Here is a 17,883-nt window from a genome sequence, read left to right as displayed (position 1 = left end):
TACCTTCTGGCGATGTCGCAGGTGCTCTTCACCATCGCGTTCGCAGTGGCCATCCTCGTCTCGGTGTCGCTGCACGAGCTCGGCCACATGGTGTCGGCGAAGCGGTTCGGGATGCTGGTGACGCGCTTCTTCGTGGGCTACGGACCCACGGTCTTCTCGTGGCGTCGCGGCGAGACCGAATACGGCCTGAAGGCGATCCCGCTCGGCGGGTTCTGCACGATCGCCGGGATGACGCGGGACGACGAGCTAGAACCGAAGGACGAGCATCGCGCGATGTGGCGGTTCCCGGTGTGGAAGCGGACTGTCGTGATGGTCTCCGGCGTGACCGTCCAGTTCGCACTGGCCGTGCCCGGCCTCTGGTTCGCCACGGCCTTCGTCGGCGTCCCGAACCTGGACTACCCGCAGACCGCCCAACAGCTCGGCGCACAACCGGCCGCGATCGTGCTGGCCGGCTGCGTCACGCCGGACACCGCGCGGGCGTGCGCGGCCGGCGACCCGGCGTCACCGGCGCGCGCCGCCGGTCTCCGGGACGGTGACGTGCTCACCGCCGTCAACGGGGTGGCCATCGCCAACTACTCGGACATGCTCCGCGTCGTCCGGGACACCCGGCCGGGTCTCGCGGAGGTGGCGTACGTCCGCGACGGCCAGCCCGGCACCGTGCGCGCCGACCTCAGCGCGGTCCAGCGCCCGTCGCTGAGCGACCCGACCGCGGCACCGACCACAGTGGCGGCACTCGGCGTGGGCCTGCAGGTCACCGCGCCCCGCGAGGTGACGTTCGGGCCGGCCGGAGCGTTCGGGGCGACCGTGACGTACACGGGCTGGATGGCCGGGCAGACCTGGGAGGCGGCGAAGCGGATCCCGCAGAAGGTGCCGGCCCTGTGGCGGTCGATCACCGGCGACGAGCGTGACCCCGCGACCCCGATCAGCGTGGTCGGCGTCAGCCTCCTGGGCGGCGAGGCCGCATCGCTCGGCATGTGGTCGACAGTGCTGATGATCTTCATCGGCCTGAACGTCTTCATGGTCTTCTTCAACCTGCTGCCGCTCTTGCCCCTCGACGGTGGTCACATCGCGATCGCCTGGTTCGAACGCGCCCGCTCGTGGGTGGCGGCCCGCCTCGGCCGACCGGACCCGGGCGGGATCGACTACTTCAAACTGATGCCGCTGACGTACGCCGTGGTGTTGATCGGCGGCGCGTTCACCCTCCTGACCATCACCGCGGACGTCATCAACCCGATCACCATCCGCTAGCGACCAGCCGGCGTCCCCGGCAGGCCGCAGGTGTCTTCCAGGGCGCCGTTCATTACGGAACCATGGGTCCATGTCTGTCAGGGCGACGTGGCGATCGTGAAGCGTCGACCACGTTTGGTCAGATCCTGGCCCTGGGCCTACGCGCTCTCCGCGATAACGGTCAGCGGACTCTTCCTCGCATCGGTGGGCATAGGTCTCGGCAGTCTCCTCGTCGCCGCCATCGGATTCGTCACGTTCGTCGGGCCCGTGGCGTACTTCGTCGGAGACAACGTACGGCGCGAGCGCCACCCCGGCCCCGCGAGTGATGAGGACGTGGCAGTCAGTCGGCCGGGCCTGATGCCCACTGTGCTGACCGTCCTGCAGGAGGAGGAGTTCCGGCACGCCACGATGCCCATCATCGACGTGGACGCCGCGACGAGCGTCGGTGAGCTGCGAAAGGCCATCTACGAGGAAGTGGAGGCGGCGGAGGCATCGATCATCGACGCCACCAGCGATGACCGACGCACCTGGTACGCGGTGCTCTCACGCGTCGGCGCAGTGGTGACCATCGAGGCGATCGCGGTGCTGGCCGGCCTCGCAGCCCTCGTCGCCGGACCGGTCAAGGCGATGCTGGCGGCGTCGCTCGACGGCAACGGCCTGCGTGGGGACGAGGCCGCGCGGATCTTTCGCGACCTGTGGCCGGCCGGCCCGGTCAACTCGGCCCTGACGATCGGCGGGCTCATCGCGTTGCTGTACGCCGCGATCGTCGCGAACCGGGCCATGGCTCGCACGGCGTACGCCTACTGGCATGAGTTCGAGGAGGCGGTTTCCGACGAGTTGCGGCCGCTCATCCGCTCCGCGATCAACGAGTTCGCGAACTCGCGACACCCCACGACACTGCTGGTCGAGAACGCCCCCGGCCTTGCCGAGGCCAACGATCCCGAACGGCTGGTCGACCGCCCTCAGTTCAAGCAGGTCGAGGCCCTCATCGAGCGGCTGGGAGCCACGACGATCGCGGTCAGCGGTGACCGCGGCGTCGGCAAGACGACCTTGCTCCGTTACGTCGAGGAGCGGATGTTCGGTCTCGTACCCGCCGGTGTGATCCGGTTCGTGCTGTCGGCGCCGGTGAACTACGACCCCCGCGACTTCCTGATCCACCTCTACCTTCGCCTGTGCGACGCAGTCATCGCGCACGACGGTGGTGGAACACGCGCTCCGCGTGCGATATCGGTGCTACGACTCGTGGCCAAGAGCATTGCCGTGCTCGCCCTGGCCGTACTCGCGGCGTCTTTGCGACCTGAGGTCGGCGACTTCTTCCGTGCCCGCGGCGTCGCTGTCCCGGAATCATGGGCCGTCGTTCTTCTCGCGATGGCAGCGTTCGGCGCCCTCTACTTCGTCGTGGGGCGAACTCCCGCTCAGGGCAGGAAGAGAGCCGCCTCGTCGGTGACAGCGCGGGCCGAGTCGGAACGCCGGCGGCTGGCGTATCTGCGAACCGTGACGACGGAGCGTTCGGGAGTGTTGGACCGCCTCGGTTTCAAGCTCGGCTGGCGTGCGGCGCACCAGCTTGCCGAGCAACCGGTGACGTTGCCGGAGCTCGTCGACTCGTACCGTTCCTTCGCGCGGGAGGTCGGGCAGTGGCTGCGCGCCCAACGCGGTCGACGCGGACGTCTCGTGATCGGCATCGACGAGGTCGACCGCATCGCCGACCAGGACGAAGCCGAACGGTTCCTCAACAGCATCAAGGGAATCTTCGGCAGCCGGGACAGCGTCTATGTCGTGACCGTGCCGCGCAGTGTCCTGGCTCGGTTCGAGAGGCGCGTCATCCATGCCAGACCCGCCGTGGACAACGCCTTCGACGAGATCGTCACGTTGGACGCCTTCACCTACGACGAAGCGATCCAACTTCTGCGTGCCCGGGTCATCGGCTTTCCTGACGCGTTCATCGCGTTGGCGCACGCGGTCTCCGGGGGAAACCCGCGGGATCTCGTCCGAGTCGCCCGCACCATCGTTCGGGTCAGCGTCGCGACCAGGGAGACCGAGCTCGCCCGACTGGTGCCGCTCGTCCTGGCCCAGGAGCTCGGCGCCCTCGTCAGCGGCATCGCCGAACGTCTGCACAGCGACGACAGCACCAATCGCAACCCCATGCGCGCGGTTCTGGCCGATCGCGACTGGCCACCGCTGCCACGTGCCGGTGAAATGTGGTGGGGCGAGGAGTCGGTTCTGGTCGAGGCCGCCAGTCGCCTGCTGGGCACCGAGACCGGCGACGACCGCACGGACGCCCTACGCGACGACCTCGCCACCGCGATGTACTTCTTCGCCACCGTCCACGACCTTTTCGTCACCGGATCCTTCCAAGCGCCCGGCAACCTCGACCGGGTCGCCTCGGCCCGCGGACTCCTGGCCACCAGCCCCGAGACGGCCCGGCGGGAACTGGATTCGATCCGGACCCGCGCTCAGGCCTGGGCATGACCCGGGTCACACACCGAATTTTCAGGTGGCTGACCGGATTTTCCCAGCGAAGCGACGCACCGTTGAGCGTCGCGCTGGACTCACCGGCGCGCGACGCATCGAGGGGAACGTCCGCGCATGACCAGTGGAAGCGCGAAGAAGCGCGCCGCCGCGGCTCGTAAGGCGCTAGAAACCGCCAACAAGCGCGACCGTCGGCGTAGACACCTCTTCTCGTACAGCATGGTTGGTTTGGTTGTGCTGGTTGTTGTTGGAGTTGTTCTCGCGCTCAGCTTGCACAAGAGCAGCCCCGCCGCCGCGTCGGGGATTCCGGCCACCCCGGCCACCACCGCCGCGCCAGGCCGCACGGACCAGCCGCCCTGGCCGGCGCCCTTCGACGCCGCTGCCCAGGTGAAGGATGCTGGCCTGCCGATGCTCGGCACCGAAGGCGAGGTCGTCCACATTCACGCGCACCTGGACGTCGTCGCCAACGGCCAGAAGGTGGAGGTTCCCGCGCTCATCGGGATCGACGAGTCCACCGGCCAGCTCAGCCCGCTGCACACGCACGACACCACCGGCGTGATCCATGTCGAGTCGCCCGTGAAGGCCGAGTTCAGCCTCGGGCAGTTCTTCACCGAGTGGGACGTGTCGCTGTCGGCGGACCACCTCGGAAGCCTGCACACCGGGGACGGGAAGGTCCTGCAGGCGTACGTGAACGGCAAGCAGGTCCAGGGCGACCCCGCCGCCATCGTGCTGCACGCCCACGACGAGATCGCGCTCGTCTACGGGACCGCCGCCCAGCAGGCCAACCCGCCGGCGAGTTTCGCCTTCCCTGAAGGTCTCTAATCAGGACAGTGCGTCGCGGGCGGCCTGGACGAAAGCACGGACCAGCGAGGTCTCCGCGCCGCCGCGCCACACCAGCGCGTACCGCATGGTCGGTGCGTCCGTGATGGGCACGAAGGTGACGTCACGGCGCACTCGGCCGGCGGCCGTGTACGAGCCGATCGGTGACACCACCCCGCCGGCGCCGACCGCCGTGAGGGCCTCTTCGACGGTGCTGATGGCGACGCCGCGCCGGATGGGCCGCCCGCCCGGGGTCACCGACGGGGTGTGCGCCTCCCAGACGTAGTCCGGGATCGGTCCGTCGACCTGCACCACCGCGTGGTCGCCGAGGTCCTCCATCTCGACCCGGTCCCGTGCGGCCAGCGGGTGATCGGTGGCGACCGCGAGCACGGTCCGCTCGGTGAACAGCTCAGGTCCCACGACGAGGTCGGGCTCCTGGACCGGCAGCCAGAGCAGCCCGATGTCGACCCGGCCCGCGCGCAGGGCGCCGAACGGGTCCGCCGGGAGGATCTCGCGGAGCCGCAGCTCGCATTGCGGGTGCCGCTGGCGGAACAGGTCGACGGTCGGGGCCAGCCCGTGGTGGTACGTGTCGAAGGTGCCGACGGTCAGCGTGCCGACCTGGCCACGGGCGGCGGCCTCCGCCTCGTCCACACCGGCCATGATCTCGCCGTAGCCCGCCGCGAGCCGGTCGCGGAGGCGCTCCCCGAGCGGGGTGAGCCGGACGCTGCGGCTGGTCCGTTCGAACAAGGCCCCGCCGATCCGGCGCTCCTGCGCTTTGATCGACTGGCTGACCCGCGCCTGGGACACCCGGAGGCGCTCGGCCGTACGCCCGAAATGAAGCTCTTCCGCCAGCGTCAGGAAGATCTCGATGTCGCGCAGCTCCACGCGGCCACCTCCTCCTGATCATCCCACCGCCAAGGACCTCGAACGATAACCGAGGGCTTATCCGGCGGTTCGACATCTCCCGTTGTTCCGGCCGACGGCCGGCGCGATCGTGAGTGCCATGAACGAAACGATGATCAACATCGTCGCGGTGCCGGGAGGTGCGCGCTGGCTGGCCGTCGCGCCGAGCGGCGTCACGGCAGGAGTGCTCGCCATGGGACCCGATCCGCCGCTGGCTCTGGGGGGCCGGGAGCTGAGCCTTCGTGTGGAGCCGCGATGGCGGAGGCAGGGGGTCGGCTCCCGACTCCTGGCCGCGGTCCGGGACCAGACCGCCGAGCCGCGCCTGTTGGCGGACGTCGTCCCGGGTACGCCCGGCGAGGCGTTCTGCCTGCGACACGGCTTCCGGCGCACCGTGGCCAGGCGCCATGACCTGCTCACCTACTGCGACGTGCACGGCGCGTGGCTGGGTGAGCTGGTCGACGCCGAGCACCCCGGCTACCGCCTGACCCACTGGACCGGCGACGTGGCCGACGCGTCCCCCGTGCCCGTGGTGCCGAGCGGCCCGGGCGACACGGTCCTCACCGCCGCGAACACGGCCAGCGACCTGGCGGCGTACGCGATGGCGGTCATCGACGTCGGACCCCGCGCTCGGCTGCACGGACCCGCGGTGCTCCCCACCCATGACGGCCCCGAGCTCGGCCCCTGGGTCGGCGCCGCCCTGATCCAGCGGGTGCGCCAGGTCCATCCGCACGTCAACGAGATCGAGACCGTCACCGCCGAGAACGACCCCTACCTGCTCGGGGATCTCGGCTTCCAGCCCATCCGGCGAACTCGCCTCTACGAGCTCGCCCTGCCCTGACCACAGGAGACCAGCACGATGCAGACGTTCGAAACCCCCACCCCGATCTCCGCCGTCCTGGACATTCCCGCGGGGCGCGTCCACCTCGTGGCCACCGATCGGGCCGACACCGTCGTCGAGGTCATGCCCGTGGACGCCGCCAAGGGTCGCGACGTCAAAGCGGCGGAGCGGACCACGGTCGAGTACGCCGACGGCGTGCTGCGGATCGCGACCACGGTGAAGAACGAGTACCTCGGCCCCTCCGGATCCGTCGAGGTGACCGTCCACCTGCCCACCGGCTCCAGCGTCGAGGCGAAGGCCGCCAGTGCCGAGCTCCGGGTCGAAGGCCGGTTCGGGGACGTCGCCTTCGACGGTGCGCACGGCACGATCGAGGTCGACGAGGCCGCCGGCGTCAAGCTCACCGCGCTCGCCGGTGACGTGTCGGTCCGCCGCCTCGACGGCCCCGCCGAGATCAGCACGGCGAAGGGCGACATCCGGATCGCCGAGGCGGTACGCGGCACCGTCGTGTTGCGCACCCAGGCCGGCGACATCGCGGTCAGCGCCGCCCATGGCGTCTCCGCCGCTCTCGACGCCAGCACGAGCTTCGGCCGGATCGACAACGCGCTCATGAACACCGGCGACGCCGACCTGCGGATCCAGGCCACCACCGCATACGGCGACATCGCCGCACGCAGCCTCTAGGAGCTTTGAAGATGAACAATCTGGCCATCGCGGCGTACGGGCTGCGCAAGTCCTACGGGGACAAGGTCGTGCTCGACGGCGTCGACCTGTCCGTACCCGAAGGAACGATCTTCTCCCTGCTCGGTCCCAACGGCGCCGGCAAGACCACCGCCGTCAAGATCCTCTCGACCCTGATCTCCGCCGACCCGGGCTCCGGCGACATCCGCGTCGGTGGCCACGACCTCACCACCGATCCGCAGTCGGTACGCGCCGCGATCGGCGTCACCGGCCAGTTCTCCGCCGTCGACGGCCTGATCACCGGCGAGGAGAACATGCTGCTGATGGCCGACCTGCACCACCTGTCCAAGGTGGAGGGCCGACGCACCGCCGCCCGGCTGCTCGAGCGCTTCGACCTGGTCGACGCCGCACGCAAGCCCGCGTCGACCTACTCGGGCGGCATGAAGCGCCGCCTCGACCTCGCCATGACGCTCGTCGGCACACCGCGGGTCATCTTCCTCGACGAGCCAACCACCGGCCTGGACCCGCGCAGCCGGCACAACATGTGGGTGATCATCCGCGAGCTCGTCGCCGACGGCGCCACCGTCTTCCTCACCACCCAGTACCTGGAGGAGGCCGACGAGCTAGCCGACCGGATCGCCGTGCTCAACAACGGCCGGATCGCCGCCGAGGGCACCGCGGACGAGCTCAAGCGGCTCATCCCCGGCGGCCACGTCCGGCTCCGCTTCACCGACCCGGCGGCGTACCGGTCCGCGGCCACCACCCTGCCCGACGCCGCCCGCGACGACGAGTCCCTCGCGCTGCGGATCCCCAGCGACGGCAGCCAACGCGAGCTCCGGTACGTCCTGGACCAACTCGACGCGGCCGGCGTCGAGGCCGACGAGCTCACCGTGCACACCCCCGACCTCGACGACGTGTTCTTCGCCCTGACCGACGGCGTACGCGTCCCCGCCCCGACCAAGGTGGCCGCCCGATGAGCACCCTCGCCCTGACCGTGCGCGACTCGTCGACGATGCTGCGCCGCAACCTCCTGCACGCGCGGCGCTATCCGTCGCTCACCCTGAACCTGCTGCTCACCCCGATCATGCTGTTGCTGCTGTTCGTCTACATCCTGGGCGACGCGCTGGGCTCCGGCATCGGGGGCGGCGACCGGTCGGGCTACCTCGCGTACGTCGTGCCGGGCCTGCTCCTGATGACCATCGGCAGCACCGTGATCGGCACCGCGGTGTCGGTCTCCAACGACATGAACGAGGGCATCATCGCCCGCTTCCGCACGATGTCGATCCACCGCGGCGCGGTACTCGTCGGCCACGTCGTCGGCAGCGTGCTGCAGTCGGTGGCCAGCGTGGTGCTGGTCGGAGCGGTCGCGGTGGCGATCGGCTTCCGGTCCAGGGACGCGGGAGTCCTGGACTGGCTGGCCGCCCTGGGTCTGCTCGCGCTGTTCGCGCTGGCGGTGACCTGGATCGCGGTCGGCATGGGCCTGGTCAGCCCGAACGCGGAGGCGGCGAGCAACAACGCGCTGCCGCTGATCGTGCTGCCGCTGCTGTCGAGCGCCTTCGTGCCGCTGCACTCGATGCCGGGCTGGTTCCAGCCGATCGCGGAGTACCAGCCGTTCACGCCGGCCATCGAAACCCTGCGCGGCCTGCTGCTGGGCGGGGAGATCGGCCACAACGGCTGGCTCGCGGTCGGCTGGTGTGTGGGCCTGGCGGTGCTGGGCTACGTGTGGTCGACGTCGCGCTTCGACCGCGACCCGGCCTAGCCGAGCGGGAGGCGTGCGCCGACATCACGTCGGCGCACGCCGCGCCAGGCCACGACTCACCGGCGACGAGCCCAGCGCCGCGTGGTAACCACCAGGACGGCAAGGGCAAGCAGTCCGATGAGGAGCATCGCGAGACGGATCGTTCCCTCGCTCTCAGCGGTTCCACTCAGGGTGGCGAGCGTGACGAGGGCCGCGATTGCCGTCTTGACCACGGGGTAGTCCCCGTCGCCAGGCCGCCGCTGATGACCGCCCGACGGTCGGCTGGGTCCAGCCACAGGCGTTGTCCTTTCGCTCCTGCCAAGGTCCGACGGATGACACGCCGGCCCCGCAACGGTTGGTCCTGGCGAAAGAACGACGACCTCGTCGTACCTGGTGCATGTGACGGAGTGTTCCGCGTTCTTGGCCAACCGAGCCGCCGACAAAGCACCATCGAATGGCCAGTCCAGATATCGACATGGCGGACGTGAGCGATCTGAGTCGAACATCCGCACGCGCGCCGGGCGGCCGTCGGCGCTCGTTTGGATCCGGGCGAACCAGGTGGCGCGGCGCGGCGGGAGGCGATGTGCCGGTGGCGCCTCGTACACCGTGATCGGGTCCGGGCGGACGTCGATCGTGCAGATGATGACTACGTAGCGCGCGCCGCGTCTCGGCGACGTCGGGACCTGATAGCGGCGCTCACGGGCCTCGGCACTCAACCCGCGAGTCAACGCCGACCTGGCTCGCAGGGCGTCAGGCGTTCGCCGCCACGGTTCGGTCGAGGACCAGGTCGCGGGCGGCGGTGACGCCGACCGCTACCGCGCCGTCGAGGACGGCGTCGGCGCCCAGTGAGGACACTTCGATCCGTGGGGGTTGCAGCGCCACCAGGTGGCGGAGGCGGTCCTGGATCGGGCCGATCAGCAGGTCGCCTCCCTGGACTCCCACGCCGCCTCCGAGCACGATGAGCTCCAGGTCCAGCACCGCGGTCACCGCGGCCAACGCGTGCGCTACGTGGTTGACTTCGACCTCCACCGCGCGTTGGGCGATCGGGTCGCCGGCCCGGGCCGCGTCGAAGACCTCCTTGGCGCTCGTTGCCTTCGTCCAGCCCAGTCGCTGGGCCGCCGCGACTATGCCGTCGGCCGAGGCCACCGTCTCGAACATTCCGCGCCGGGTGGCGGCCGGGTCGTCCTGCAGCGGGTCGCCCTCGCCGATCGGGAGGTAGGAGATCTCGCCCGCGCAGCCTCGCGCACCCCTGTAGAGCTTGCCGTCGATCACGATGCCCATGCCGGTGCCCGTGCCGATCGACATGTAGGCGAAGTGGGCCACTCCGAGGCCCAACCCGTGGGTCGCTTCGCCTACCGCGGCCAGGTCCGTGTCGTTCTCCACGAGGTACGGCGACGGCGACACCACCGAGAACCGGTCTACGGCGCCGGGTAGGTCCCAGCCGGGCAGGTTGGGCGCCAGGTGCAGTGAGCCGGTTTCCTTGTCGTGGATGCCGGGCGTGCCGAAGACGGTCAGGGTGACGTCGGCGCGGGTGATGCCGACCTGTGCGGTCAGGCGGTCGGCCAGGCCGGTCAACTGGGCGAGCAGGTCGGTCGGGTTCCGGCTGCCGGACGGATCATCGATGCGGGTGACGATCGTTCCCGCCAGGTTGGCCAGCACCAGCCGGACAAAAGACCGTCCGATGTCGACGGCCAGCACCCAGCCCGCCTCCGGGCGTGCCTCGTACAGCACCGCGGAACGGCCCGCCGGTCCCGCGCGCAGGCCGACCTCCCGCACCAGGCCCGCGCGGCCCAGGTTGGCGAGGGCGACCGAGATCGTCGGCTTGGACAGGCCGGTGGCCTGGGCCAGCTCGGGCCGCGAGACCGGGCCCAGCCGGAAGATCTCCCCGAACACCGCCCGCTCGTTCATGACGCGGAGCATCGTCGTCGTGCTCGCGGTCTGGTGGTCGGTCGCCATCGGCTCACGGTCTCACACGGGTTCGTAAAGGTCCATTACGAATTTCGTTAGAGACCTTGCCAAATGCGTTCGGCCGGGTGCATCCTGCTGGCCTGAACCTCCGACGAGAGGTACGCCATGAGACCTAAGTGGTTCCTCGTCCTATCCGTGGCAGCGCTGACGACCACAGTGCTGACCGCCGGCTGCGGCAATGGCTCGGACTCCGGCTCCGGCAAGCAGGCAGAGGACGCACCGACGATCGCTTTGTTCCTACCCGAGTCCAAGACCACCCGTTATGAGGCGTTCGACCGGCCGCTGTTCGAGGCCAAGGTCAAGGCGCTCTGCGCGGACTGCAAGTTGCTCTACAACAACGCCGACCAGGACGCCGCCAAACAGCAGCAGCAGGTCGAGTCGGCCCTCGCGCAGGGCGCGGACGTCCTGGTGCTCGACGCCGTCGACGCCGCCGCGGCCGCTTCTCTGGTCAACCAGGCCAAGCAGAAGAAAGTGCCGGTCATCGCGTACGACCGGCTGATCTCCGACATCTCGTACGACTACTACGTGTCCTTCAACAACGTCCGTGTCGGTGAGGCGCAGGGTCAGGCGCTGCTGGACGCCCTCAACGCCAAGGGGACCGCCGACAAGGGCAAGATCGTGATGATCAACGGGGCGCCGACGGATCCGAGCTCCGCGGACTACAAGACCGGCGCGCACAACGTCCTCGACGGCAAGGTGCAGATCGGGCGCGAGTTCGACACTCCCGACTGGAGTCCGGACAAGGCGCAGCAGCAGATGGAGCAGGCCATCACGGCGCTCGGCCGGGACAACATCGTCGGCGTGCTCTCGGCCAACGACGGCATGGCCGGTGGTGCGATCGCCGCCATGAAGCGGGCCGGCTACACCACCCTGCCGCCGATCACCGGGCAGGACGCCGAGCTGGCCGCCGTGCAGCGGATCCTGACCGGCGAGCAGTACATGACCATCTACCTGGACATCCGCAGCGAGGCCGAGAAGTCCGCCGAGCTGGCGGTCGGGCTGGCCAAGGGCGAGCCGGCCTCGGCGACGACCAAGGTCAACAACGGGGCGGCGGACATCCCGGCGTTCCTGCTGGACCCGATCGCGGTGACCGCTGACAAGATCAAGGACACCATCGTGAAGGACGGCTTCTACAAGGCCAGCGAGATCTGTACGGGCGCCGTCGCCGCCGCCTGCGCCAAGGCGGGAATCCAGTAGATGTTCGCGGTGCGAGGCGTGTCAAAACGGTTCGGTGCGGTGCGGGCGCTCGACGCGGTCGACCTGGACCTGAGCGCGGGCGAGGTCGTCGCGCTGGTCGGCGACAACGGCGCCGGCAAGTCCACCCTGATCAAGGTGATCTCCGGCGCGGTGACCGCGGACGAGGGACAGCTCGAGCGCGACGGGGTGCCCGTGCAGATCAACAACCCGCATCAGGCCAGAAGCCTCGGCATCTCCACCGTCTACCAGGACCTCGCGCTCTGCGAGAACCTCAACGTCATCGGCAACCTGTTCCTCGGCTCGGAGCGACGACGCTGGTCGCTGCTGCGCAAGATTGAGATGGAACGGACCGCACGTACGCTGCTGTCCTCGTTGGACGTGCGGATCCAGGACATCCAGGTGCCGGTGGCGATGCTCTCCGGCGGCCAGCGTCAGTCCGTCGCCATCGCCCGGGCGTTGGTGGGCGAGCCGTGGCTGGTCATCCTCGACGAGCCCACCGCCGCCCTGGGTGTCGAGCAGACCGCGCAGGTGCTGGACCTGATCCGGCGCCTGCGCGACCGCGGTCTGGCCGTACTCGTCATCTCGCACAACCTCGCCGACGTCCGCGCCGTGAGCGACCGCACGGTCGTGCTGCGGTTGGGGCGCAACGCCGGCGAGTTCCGAACAGCCGAGACCAGCCCGGAGGCGATCGTGGCCGCAATCACCGGAGCGGTGGCATGACTACCCTGGCGAAAGCGCTCCGCCGGCCGGCGGAGCGGGCCGCGAGGCCCGGCGGTGTCGGTAGCTGGCCGGTCGTAGGTGGGCTGATCGTCATCGCGATCGTGTTCGGCTCGCTCAACGAGCAGTTCCTGTCCGCCGAGAACCTCACCAACCTCGCACTGCAACTCGCCGCGACCGGCACGATCTCGCTGGGCATCATCATGGTGCTCCTGCTCGGCGAGATCGACCTGTCCGCCGGGTCCGTCAGCGGGCTGTGCGCGGCGGTCCTCGCCATCGTGCACGTCCGACATGGACAGTCCGCACTGCTCGCGGTCGTCATCGCGCTCGCCCTGGGTGCGGTCATCGGCCTCGTACACGGACTGATGTTCACGCAGCTCCGCATGCCGTCCTTCGTGGTGACCCTCGCCGGCCTGATCGGCTGGCAAGGACTGCTGCTCTACGTGCTGGGCCGGGGCGGCACGATCAACCTCCCGTTCGACGGTGCGATCGCCCGCCTCAGCGACACCTGGCTCCCACCCTGGTCAAGCTGGCTCATCGTCGTGCTCATCGTCGGCGTCGTGGCGACGAGCGCGGTGCTCAACAGGCGGGCCCGCCGGGGTGCCGACCTGCCGCTGCAACCGGTGCACCGCTCGATCCTGCGCATCGGCGGGCTCACGGTGCTGCTCGGCGCCGCCGTGCTCGTGCTGAGCGCAGACCGCGGCGTACCCCTGCTGCTCGTCATCTTCGGCGCCCTGGTCGTCTCCCTCGACCTGGTGCTGCGTAACACCGTGTTCGGACAGTGGATCTACGCCATCGGCGGCAACGCGGAGGCGGCACGGCGGGCCGGCATCCCCGTCACCCGACTGCGGATCGTCGCGTTCGTCCTGGCGTCGACGCTGGCCGCGTTCGGCGGTGTGCTCGCCGCCAGCCGGCTCGCTGCCGTCAACCAGAGCTCGGGGGGCAGCGACACCCTGCTGATGGCCATCGCTGCCGCGGTCATCGGCGGGGTGTCGTTGTTCGGTGGCCGGGGCCGTCCGTACGCGGCCCTGCTCGGCATCCTCGTGATCCAGTCGATCACGAACGGAATGCTGCTGCTCAATGTGGACTCGTCGATCCGCTTCATGGTCACCGCCGTCGTGCTCGCGGCAGCCGTGGCCATCGACTCGCTGTCCCGTCGGGGCAGTGAGCAGTGACGGCGGGCCAAGTGCTCGGCATCGACTTCGGCGGCACGAAGGTCGCGCTGGCCACGGCGGATCCAGGATGGTCGCCCGTGGTCTCGTCGGCCCGGCGAAGGCTCCCGACGACCGGGAGCGCCGAGGAGGTGGTGCGGCGGTCACTGGAGGCCGCTCGCGAGATGGTCGCCGCACCCCTCGCCGTCGGAGTGTCCACAATAGGCGTCGTCCGTGACGAGCGGATCCGGCTCGCCCCCAACGTGCCCGGCTGGGAGGGCATGGAGCTGCCACGGATGCTGCGCGACGAGTACGGCGACACACCGGTCGTCATCGACAACGACGTCAACGCCGCCGCCGCGGCCGAGCTGCGCTGGGGTGCGCTGCGCGGAGTCGACGTCGGCATCTACCTCAACCTGGGCACGGGCCTGGCGGCGGCGCTGGTCGTCGACGGTCGAGTGGTGCGCGGCGCGCACGGCGCCGCCGGCGAGATCGGCTACCTGCTCGACCCGACCCGCGACAACTGCTATGCCGATGGTGACGCGCCGCTGGAGGAGCTCGTGTCCGGCAGCGCGTTGGCCGCCCAGGGCTCAGCTCTGGTTGGCCGCCCGGTGGCCGCCGCTGAACTGTTCACCATGGCCGGTGACGCGCGCGTGGACGCGCTCATCGACGAAGCACTGCGCACGCTGGCCCAGGCCGTGGCCAACCTGTGCATCACCCTCGACCCGGCGCGAGTGGTCATCGGCGGCGGCATGATGGGCGCCGCCGAGCGCATCCTGCCCCGCATCGCCGCCCTGCTCCCCCGGGCGGTCCCCTTCCCGCCGGAGCTGGCACCGGCAACGTTCATCGACGACGCGCCGCTGCTGGGCGCACTCGCCCTGGCCGTCGAAGCGGTGGGCGTCAGCTAGTCAACACCCACACCCCCGGACTGAGCCGATCAGCCCGATGAAGGGGGAACTATCGACCGTTGGCATTGAGGCATGTCAATCTCGGCTTTAAAGCGATGTCCTCGAAATCGGGTGATCCCGGAGAGGTAACCCCATGAATCGCAGATTCACCGTCGCAGCGGCCCTACCCGTACTCCTTGTCAGCTCGCTTCTCGCAGCTTTTCCGGCGACCCCCAGCAGTGCGACTTCCGCTGGTGTGGAATCGACGGTCGACCTCGACGGGAAATGGCAGGTGCAGAGCAGCACGGCCACCCCCGACACCGGCGACCTCATCTCCCGGCGCAGTTATTCGCCGCGCGGTTGGCTGCCGGTGCGCACCAACGACGCCCACGCGGTCGGCAGCGTGGTCGCGGCACAGCTTCAGAACATCCCGCCAGACGACCAGTGCGGCGCGAACAACATCTTCTACTCGGAGAACATCACGGCGTGCCAGGGACCGCAGCCCGACGCGCACGGCGCTCCGAACGACCAGTACAACTTCCCGTGGTGGTTCCGCACGGAGTTCAGCGCACACCCGCAGCCAGGCGACCGAAACGTGGTGCTCGAGGTACGCGGGATCATGGGTCAGGCCGACCTCTGGGTCAACGGCGTCCAACTCGCCACCAAGGACGTCCTCCAGGGCTCCGAGCCCGAGTACACCTTCGACGTCACCGACCTGGTCAACGGCAACGGCCCCAACGCGCTGGCATTCAAGATCTATCCCAACGTACCGGGCGAGATGTTGACCCAGGACTTCAATGACTGGACCCAGGCCGCACGCGACCAGAACACCGGCATCAAGTACCCGATCCGGCTGCACACGTCCAACACGTTCCGGCTCGACGACGTGCACGTCGTGCAGGCCAACGCCACCGACCTGAGCAGCTCTGATCTGACGGTCAAGGGCACCGTGACGAACACGTCCAGGAAGTCGCGGACCGCCACCGTCAACGCGACCGTCACCGACCCGCGGGGCAAGCACCCGATCAACCTGCGCAAGACGATCACCCTTCAGGCCGGCGAGGCGAAGAACGTCGCCTTCGACCCGAGCACCGACTCCGCCCTGCACCTGCGGCACCCTCAGCTCTGGTGGCCGTACCAGATGGGCGACCAGCCCCTCTACAAGCTGTCGATGAACGTCTCGCGGGACAGGCAGGTCTCGGACTCGGACAGCAAGACCTTCGGTATCCGCACCATCGACTCGTGGCTCTCGTCGCCCGGCACCAAGGCGTACGACGGCTCAAGGTGGTTCGCCATCAACGGAAAGCCGTTCGTCTTCCGCGGCGGCGGGATGATGGACCAGGACATGTTCCTGCGCTACTCGCGCGACAACGTGGCGGACCAGATCCAGCTCATCAAGTCGATGGGCCTCAACGGTTTGCGGCTGGAGGGCGACGACCAGCCGGACGACTTCTACGAGCAGATGGACAAGGCCGGCCTGCTCATCTACGGCGGCTTCCTGTGCTGCAACTACTGGGAAGAAGCCTCCCGCTGGACCGAGAAGGACCAGGAGACGAACTACCGCACCGCGGTGGCCCTCGGCCGTCAGCAGCGCAGCCACCCCAGCGTCGTCTTCTATAGCTGGAGTGACAACGAGCCGTCCGCCAGCCAGGAGGCCGGCGTCCTGCGCGGCTTCGCCGAGACCGACTTCGACATCCCGGTCATGGCCTCGGCCGAGTACAAGTCCACCCCGACCCTCGGCCCGTCCGGGATGAAGGAAGGACCGTACAACTGGTTCCCGCCGAGCTACGCGTACAGCTCGAACTGCCGTGGCCGCACGGGGAACGACCCCTGCACGAGCGGCGAGTTCGTCAACCGCGGTGGTGCGTGGGGGTTCCAGACCGAGTCCAGCCCTGGATCGACCATCCCGACCCAGGACTCGCTCAACCGGTTCATGACGCCGGCCGACCAGACCGCCCTGGTCACCTCGCCGAACCTGGCGCAGTTCAACTCGGGACGGGGCGAGGAGTCCAGCGGCACGAGCTACTCGAGCTTCCAGCATGTCGGCGTGCTCGCGACCGCGATCTGCCACCGTTACGGCCCGTGGACGGCCAACCCGGTCACGTGCCCGACCAACCCGCCAGGTGCCACGGGCCTCTACGGCGACAACCCCAGTGTCGACGACTTCGTCCGCAAGGCCCAGGCCATCAACTACGAGACGGTGCGCGCCCAGTTCGAGGCGTACCTCGACCACTCGACCAGGACCGACTCGCCCTCGACGGGGCTCGTCTACTGGATGATGAACAAGCCCATGCCGAGCCTGCTGTGGAACCTGTACGGGTTCGACTTCGACCAGGCGGGCACGTACTTCGGCGCCAAGAAGGCGAACGAGGCGCTGCACGTCTACTACGCCCACCCGGCACCGGAAGCGGACCCGAGCAACCGCACGGTGGGCGTGTCCAACCTGACCGGTCAGACGCAGAGCGGGCTGTCGGTGACGGCGCGGACCTATGACATGCACGGCACTGTGCTGACGACCCAGAACGCGGCCGGTATCACCATGCCCAGCCAGGGCGTGATGAACCAGCTTCTGACCGTCCCGAACCCGACGCTCCCGGACGTCAACGGCACACCGCAGCGGACGTACTTCCTGGAGTTGCTGCTGAAGCGGGGCTCGCACGTGGTCGACCGCAACGTCTATTGGCTGTCGACGGTCAATGACGTTCCTACCTATACCGGAAGTGCTTATCCGAACCTTTCCACCTATGGGGACCTGCGCAACCTGCAGAGTCCGGCGGCTGATCCGGCCAACGGGCTGCTGCCCTCGACGAAGATCCGGGCCAGCGCGGTTACGCACCGGCAGTCCGGGCTTTCCGACGGGCAGGACACGGCCACCGACGTCACGCTGACGAACAACTCCGACACCGTGGCGTTCATGGTGCGGGTCGACGTGCATCGGGGGCGCGGGTCCAAGCCTGGCAGCGGTGACAGCCAGGTCAGGCCGGCCTCGTACAGCGACAACTATGTGACGCTTTGGCCGGGACAGTCGCAGACCATCACCCAGACGTACGCCGCTTCACAGTTGGGCAGGCAGGATCCGGTCGTGACCATCAGCGGCTTCAACGTCGCGACCACGACCATCGATGGTGATTGCCACTGCGTGGCCAGGGTCGGAGCCGAGAACCTCGGCAACGCCAACGGGTACGCGGAGGCCGGCAACGCTGTTCCCGGTGTGGCCAACACCCCGGAGACAATGGCCGAGCTCAAGCAGCGTGTGACGGTCCAGTAATGACGAACTGACACTCCGCCCCG

General features: G+C 69.1%; 14 protein-coding genes. 12 read left to right on the top strand and 2 right to left on the bottom strand.

The features are described 5' to 3' along the window. Window positions 1–12 precede the first annotated feature (12 nt). The 3 genes from BLV39_RS33855 (at window position 13) to BLV39_RS33845 (ending at window position 4,518) form a co-directional block, all read left to right on the top strand. On the top strand, window positions 13–1,248 hold the full coding sequence (locus tag BLV39_RS33855) for a M50 family metallopeptidase (protein ID WP_090802787.1): 1,236 nt from the start codon (window positions 13–15) through the stop codon (window positions 1,246–1,248). Window positions 1,249–1,560: 312 nt separating this feature from the next. Continuing rightward, window positions 1,561–3,696: a P-loop NTPase family protein gene (locus BLV39_RS33850; protein WP_143050004.1), complete on the top strand. Its 2,136-nt coding sequence runs from the start codon at window positions 1,561–1,563 to the stop codon at window positions 3,694–3,696. A gap of 117 nt (window positions 3,697–3,813) precedes the next feature. Beyond that, window positions 3,814–4,518: a hypothetical protein gene (locus tag BLV39_RS33845; RefSeq protein ID WP_090801288.1), complete on the top strand. Its 705-nt coding sequence runs from the start codon at window positions 3,814–3,816 to the stop codon at window positions 4,516–4,518. On the opposite strand, the gene BLV39_RS33840 is transcribed toward BLV39_RS33845, so the two are convergent. Further along, a complete protein-coding gene (locus tag BLV39_RS33840) occupies window positions 4,519–5,400 on the bottom strand; it encodes a LysR family transcriptional regulator (RefSeq protein ID WP_090801286.1) in 882 nt (293 codons plus the stop codon). It lies immediately after the preceding gene. 118 nt (window positions 5,401–5,518) lie between these two features. On the opposite strand from BLV39_RS33840, the gene BLV39_RS33835 reads away from it, so the two are divergent. Genes BLV39_RS33835 through BLV39_RS33820 form a run of 4 tightly spaced genes read left to right on the top strand, consistent with a single transcriptional unit; the run spans window position 5,519 to window position 8,693 of the window. Continuing rightward, the gene (locus tag BLV39_RS33835) at window positions 5,519–6,256 is read left to right on the top strand and encodes a GNAT family N-acetyltransferase (protein ID WP_143050003.1); all 738 of its coding nucleotides are present in this window, start codon (window positions 5,519–5,521) and stop codon (window positions 6,254–6,256) included. 18 nt (window positions 6,257–6,274) lie between these two features. Then, on the top strand, window positions 6,275–6,937 hold the full coding sequence (locus BLV39_RS33830) for a DUF4097 family beta strand repeat-containing protein (protein WP_090801283.1): 663 nt from the start codon (window positions 6,275–6,277) through the stop codon (window positions 6,935–6,937). An 11-nt stretch (window positions 6,938–6,948) separates the two neighbouring features. After that, entirely contained in the window at window positions 6,949–7,911 is a 963-nt protein-coding gene (locus tag BLV39_RS33825) for an ATP-binding cassette domain-containing protein (RefSeq protein ID WP_090801281.1), read from the top strand. Further along, complete coding sequence (locus BLV39_RS33820; protein WP_090801279.1) at window positions 7,908–8,693, top strand: ABC transporter permease; 786 nt, start codon at window positions 7,908–7,910, stop codon at window positions 8,691–8,693. Before BLV39_RS33825 ends, BLV39_RS33820 begins: the two co-directional genes overlap by 4 nt. Before the next feature lie 729 nt (window positions 8,694–9,422). Here the strand turns inward: BLV39_RS33820 and BLV39_RS33815 are convergent. Beyond that, on the bottom strand, window positions 9,423–10,628 hold the full coding sequence (locus tag BLV39_RS33815; RefSeq protein ID WP_090801277.1) for an ROK family transcriptional regulator: 1,206 nt from the start codon (window positions 10,626–10,628) through the stop codon (window positions 9,423–9,425). A 117-nt stretch (window positions 10,629–10,745) separates the two neighbouring features. Here BLV39_RS33815 and BLV39_RS33810 point away from each other — a divergent pair, with 117 nt between their 5' ends. From BLV39_RS33810 to BLV39_RS33790, 5 genes are all read left to right on the top strand, one after another. Then, window positions 10,746–11,837 carry a sugar ABC transporter substrate-binding protein gene (locus BLV39_RS33810; protein WP_090801274.1) on the top strand — a complete coding sequence of 364 codons (1,092 nt, stop codon included), beginning with the start codon at window positions 10,746–10,748 and terminating at the stop codon, window positions 11,835–11,837. Window positions 11,838–11,855: 18 nt separating this feature from the next. Next, window positions 11,856–12,557, top strand: a complete 702-nt coding sequence (locus BLV39_RS33805) for an ATP-binding cassette domain-containing protein (protein ID WP_218137108.1) — start codon at window positions 11,856–11,858, stop codon at window positions 12,555–12,557. Further along, the gene (locus tag BLV39_RS33800; protein ID WP_090801270.1) at window positions 12,554–13,729 is read left to right on the top strand and encodes a sugar ABC transporter permease; all 1,176 of its coding nucleotides are present in this window, start codon (window positions 12,554–12,556) and stop codon (window positions 13,727–13,729) included. The genes BLV39_RS33805 and BLV39_RS33800 overlap by 4 nt, the downstream gene beginning before the upstream one ends. Then, entirely contained in the window at window positions 13,726–14,613 is an 888-nt protein-coding gene (locus tag BLV39_RS33795; protein WP_090801267.1) for an ROK family protein, read from the top strand. Before BLV39_RS33800 ends, BLV39_RS33795 begins: the two co-directional genes overlap by 4 nt. A 235-nt stretch (window positions 14,614–14,848) precedes the next feature. Beyond that, on the top strand, window positions 14,849–17,860 hold the full coding sequence (locus BLV39_RS33790) for a glycoside hydrolase family 2 protein (RefSeq protein WP_176985227.1): 3,012 nt from the start codon (window positions 14,849–14,851) through the stop codon (window positions 17,858–17,860). The last annotated feature ends 23 nt before the right edge of the window (window positions 17,861–17,883 follow it).

Origin of the sequence: Asanoa ishikariensis (assembly GCF_900107455.1) — a bacterium.
Taxonomy (GTDB): Bacteria; Actinomycetota; Actinomycetes; order Mycobacteriales; family Micromonosporaceae; genus Asanoa; species Asanoa ishikariensis.
The sequence above is the reverse complement of the archived record's forward strand: the minus strand, read 5'-3'. Positions and strand labels throughout refer to the sequence as shown.

What these genes read in the sequence shown, in the direction of transcription:
- BLV39_RS33835 (WP_143050003.1), top strand. Translation starts at nt 5,519, where the DNA reads ATGAACGAAACGATGATCAACATCGTCGCGGTGCCGGGAGGTGCGCGC.
- BLV39_RS33810 (WP_090801274.1), top strand. Translation starts at nt 10,746, where the DNA reads ATGAGACCTAAGTGGTTCCTCGTCCTATCCGTGGCAGCGCTGACGACC.
- BLV39_RS33800 (WP_090801270.1), top strand. Translation starts at nt 12,554, where the DNA reads ATGACTACCCTGGCGAAAGCGCTCCGCCGGCCGGCGGAGCGGGCCGCG.
- BLV39_RS33855 (WP_090802787.1), top strand. Translation starts at nt 13, where the DNA reads ATGTCGCAGGTGCTCTTCACCATCGCGTTCGCAGTGGCCATCCTCGTC.
- BLV39_RS33830 (WP_090801283.1), top strand. Translation starts at nt 6,275, where the DNA reads ATGCAGACGTTCGAAACCCCCACCCCGATCTCCGCCGTCCTGGACATT.
- BLV39_RS33825 (WP_090801281.1), top strand. Translation starts at nt 6,949, where the DNA reads ATGAACAATCTGGCCATCGCGGCGTACGGGCTGCGCAAGTCCTACGGG.
- BLV39_RS33845 (WP_090801288.1), top strand. Translation starts at nt 3,814, where the DNA reads ATGACCAGTGGAAGCGCGAAGAAGCGCGCCGCCGCGGCTCGTAAGGCG.
- BLV39_RS33815 (WP_090801277.1), bottom strand. Translation starts at nt 10,628, where the DNA reads ATGGCGACCGACCACCAGACCGCGAGCACGACGACGATGCTCCGCGTC.
- BLV39_RS33820 (WP_090801279.1), top strand. Translation starts at nt 7,908, where the DNA reads ATGAGCACCCTCGCCCTGACCGTGCGCGACTCGTCGACGATGCTGCGC.